The following is a 3,069-nucleotide window of genomic DNA, read 5'->3' on the forward strand; positions in this document are numbered from 1 at the left end:
GTGGCCGGGGTGGGGCTCACCTACGACTTGATTGAGCGGCACCGGGACACCCAGCCCTGGACGGTGTCGGTGGTGGTGCGCAGGACGTGGACGGACGCGGGGGCTCGCACGGACGTGTCCTTCGACGTGACGGTGCCGCTGGCGATGTTCTTTGGGACGCGGATTGCCGCACCGGAGGACGGCGGGGCGTCTTCGGAGTAGCCCCGGGGCGGACCCCGTACTATGGGAGGTCCACCATGAACTTCGAGCTGACCGACATCCAGCGCGAGATCCAGCGGCTGTGCCGCGAGTTCGCCGCCAAGGAGCTCATCCCCAACGCCCGCAAGTGGGACGAACAGCACGCGTGGCCCACGGACGCGGTGAAGAAGCTGGCGGAGCTGTCCCTGCTGGGCATCGCGGTGCCGGAGGAGTGGGGCGGCGCGGGCCTGGACAACGTCTGCTACGCCATCGCCATGGAGGAGATTTCGCGCGGCTGCGCCTCCACCGGCGTCATCATGAGCGTGAACAACTCGCTCTACTGCGACCCGGTGTCCAAGTTCGGCACCCCCGAGCAGAAGGAGCAGTTCCTCAAGCCCTTCGCCAGCGGTGAGAAGCTCGGCTGCTTCGGCCTGACGGAGCCGGAGGCCGGCAGCGACGCCGCCGCCCAGAAGACCATCGCAGTGAAGCGCGGCGACGAGTACATCATCAACGGCTCCAAGAACTGGATCACCAACGGCCCCAAGGCCGACGCCATCGTCCTCATCACGATGACGAACAGGGAAGCGGGCAACAAGGGCATCACCGCGTTCCTGGTCCCCACCAACACCCCCGGCTTCACCCGCGCGGAGCCCGACAAGAAGATGGGCATCAGCGCCGCCTGGTCCTGCTCCATGTTCTTCGAGGACATGCGCGTGCCGGAGAAGTACCGCCTGGGCAAGGAGGGCGAGGGCTTCAAGGTCGCCATGTCCACCCTGGACGGCGGCCGCATCGGCATCGCGTCCCAGGCGCTGGGCATCGCGCGCGCGGCCTTCGAGGAGGCGGTGCGCTACTCGGGTGAGCGCAAGACGTTCGGCAAGCCCATCCGCGACCACCAGGCCATCCAGTTCATGATCGCCGACATGGCCATGGAGATCGACGCGGCCCGGCTGCTCGTGTGGCGCGCGGCGCTGATGAAGGACAAGGGCGTGCGCCACAGCCCGGAGAGCGCCATGGCCAAGCTGTACGCCAGCGAGATGGCCAGCCGCGTGGCCAACAAGGCCCTGCAGATTCACGGCGGCATGGGCTACAGCAAGGAGATGGACGCCGAGCGCCATGTGCGCGACGCGCGCATCACGGAAATCTACGAAGGGACGAGCGAGATCCAGCGCATCGTCATCTCCGCCAACCTGCTGAAGGAGTAGTCCCCGGTCATGAAACGCGCGCTCCTCCCCGTGCTGTTCCTGTCCCTGGGCCTGGCGTCTCCGCTGGCGCTCGCCCAGGGCACGTCGAAGAAGAAGGCCGCCACGCCCGCCCCCAAGGCTTCGGAGACGGCCCCGGCCACCACGCCCAAGAAGGACGACGGGCTGGACGTCAGCAAGCTGCCCTTCACCCCGGACTCCATCCGCCAGGTGATGGCCCACCACATGCCTCGCATCCAGGAGTGCTACGAGGACACCATGGTGGAGAAGGACAAGAAGGTGGAGGGCAAGCTGCTCACCACCTTCACCATCACCGCCGAAGGCACCGTGCGCAGCGCCAAGGTGGACAAGTTCGGCAGCACGCTGAAGGACGCGGGGCTCAACGACTGCGTGGTGGCGGTGCTGTCGTCCATGGACTTCCCCAAGCCCCCGGACGGCCGCGACCACCCCATCGAGTACCCGTTCAACCTCAAGGCCATCGATTAGGGCTTCTGAAGCCCCTCCAGGACGCCCGCGCCCGTGAACTTCGACCTCACCGAGACCCAGACGCTCATCCGCGACACCGCGCGCAAGTTCGCCCGCGAGCGCGTGGCCCCGCACGCCCGCGCCTCGGACCGCGAGGAGCGCTTCGACCCGGAAGTCTTCAAGGCCCTGGCCGAGGTGGGCCTCCTGGGCGTGAACCTGCCGGGCAGGTACGGCGGCGCGGAAGCGGGCGTCGTGTCCTACGCGCTGGCCATGATGGAGATGGCCGCCGCGGACGCCTCCGTGGCCGTGGCCATGGCCGTCACCAACATGTGCGGGGAGCTCATCCACGCGGCCGGTACCGACGCGCAGCGGGAGAAGTTCGTCCCGCGCATCACCTCGGGTGAGGCCATCGTCGGCGCGTTCGCGCTGAGCGAGCCGCACGCGGGCTCCGACCCCGGCGCCATGCGCACCACCGCCGTGAAGCGCGGCGACGTGTACGTGCTCAACGGCAGCAAGCAGTGGATCACCTCCGGCGCCTACGCGGGCGTCATCGTCGTGTGGGCCCGCACGGGCGCGGCCGGCAACAAGGGCCTGTCCTGCTTCATCGTGGAGGGCGGCGCGAAGGGCCTCCACGTGGGCAAGCACGAGGACAAGATGGGCCTGCGCGCGTCCAACACCGTGGGGCTCACCTTCGAGGACTGCGAAGTCCCCGCGGAGAACCTCCTGGGCAAGGAGGGCGACGGGTTCCGCCTGGCCATGATGGCGCTGGATGGCGGGCGCATTGGCATCGCGGCGCAGGCGTGCGGCACGGGCCGCGCGGCGCTGGAGGCGGCCGTGGCCTACACCAAGGACCGCAAGGCCTTTGGCCAGGCCGTGGCGGACATGCAGGGGCCGCGCTTCATGATGGCGGACATGCGCACCCAGCTGGACGCCGCCGAGCTGCTCACCCTGCGCGCCGCCGTCCTCAAGGAGGCCGGCCAGCCGTTCACCCGCGAGGCCTCCATGGCGAAGCTGTTCGCCAGCGAGATGAGCAACAAGGTCGCGGACAAGGCCGTGCAGCTGCACGGGGGCTACGGTTACATCGACGAGTTCCCCGTCGAGCGTTACTTCCGCGACGCCCGCGTGCAGACCATCTACGAGGGCACCAGCGAGGTGCAGCGGATGGTCATCGCCCGCGAGACCTTCCGGCGCGAAGGGTAGGGGTAGGTGCGCTCCGCCTGTCCCACAT

Annotated in this window: 3 protein-coding genes and 1 pseudogene; all 4 read left to right on the plus strand. The window is 68.7% G+C overall.

The window, feature by feature from the left end; all coding sequences use genetic code 11:
- Positions 1-201, plus strand: a pseudogene (locus tag D7W81_RS40615) (hypothetical protein); the annotation flags it as partial.
- Positions 202-236: 35 nt separating this feature from the next.
- Positions 237-1,379, plus strand: coding sequence for an acyl-CoA dehydrogenase (locus D7W81_RS40620; protein ID WP_120560671.1), 1,143 nt, complete (start codon positions 237-239; stop codon positions 1,377-1,379).
- Between the two features lie 9 nt (positions 1,380-1,388).
- Positions 1,389-1,862, plus strand: coding sequence for an AgmX/PglI C-terminal domain-containing protein (locus tag D7W81_RS40625; RefSeq protein ID WP_120560672.1), 474 nt, complete (start codon positions 1,389-1,391; stop codon positions 1,860-1,862).
- 33 nt (positions 1,863-1,895) lie between these two features.
- Entirely contained in the window at positions 1,896-3,041 is a 1,146-nt protein-coding gene (locus D7W81_RS40630; RefSeq protein ID WP_120560673.1) for an acyl-CoA dehydrogenase family protein, read from the plus strand.
- Positions 3,042-3,069: the final 28 nt, after the last annotated feature.

The organism is Corallococcus aberystwythensis (assembly GCF_003612165.1).
GTDB lineage: Bacteria > Myxococcota > Myxococcia > Myxococcales > Myxococcaceae > Corallococcus > Corallococcus aberystwythensis.

What these genes read in the sequence shown, in the direction of transcription:
- D7W81_RS40620 (WP_120560671.1), top strand. Translation starts at nt 237, where the DNA reads ATGAACTTCGAGCTGACCGACATCCAGCGCGAGATCCAGCGGCTGTGC.
- D7W81_RS40625 (WP_120560672.1), top strand. Translation starts at nt 1,389, where the DNA reads ATGAAACGCGCGCTCCTCCCCGTGCTGTTCCTGTCCCTGGGCCTGGCG.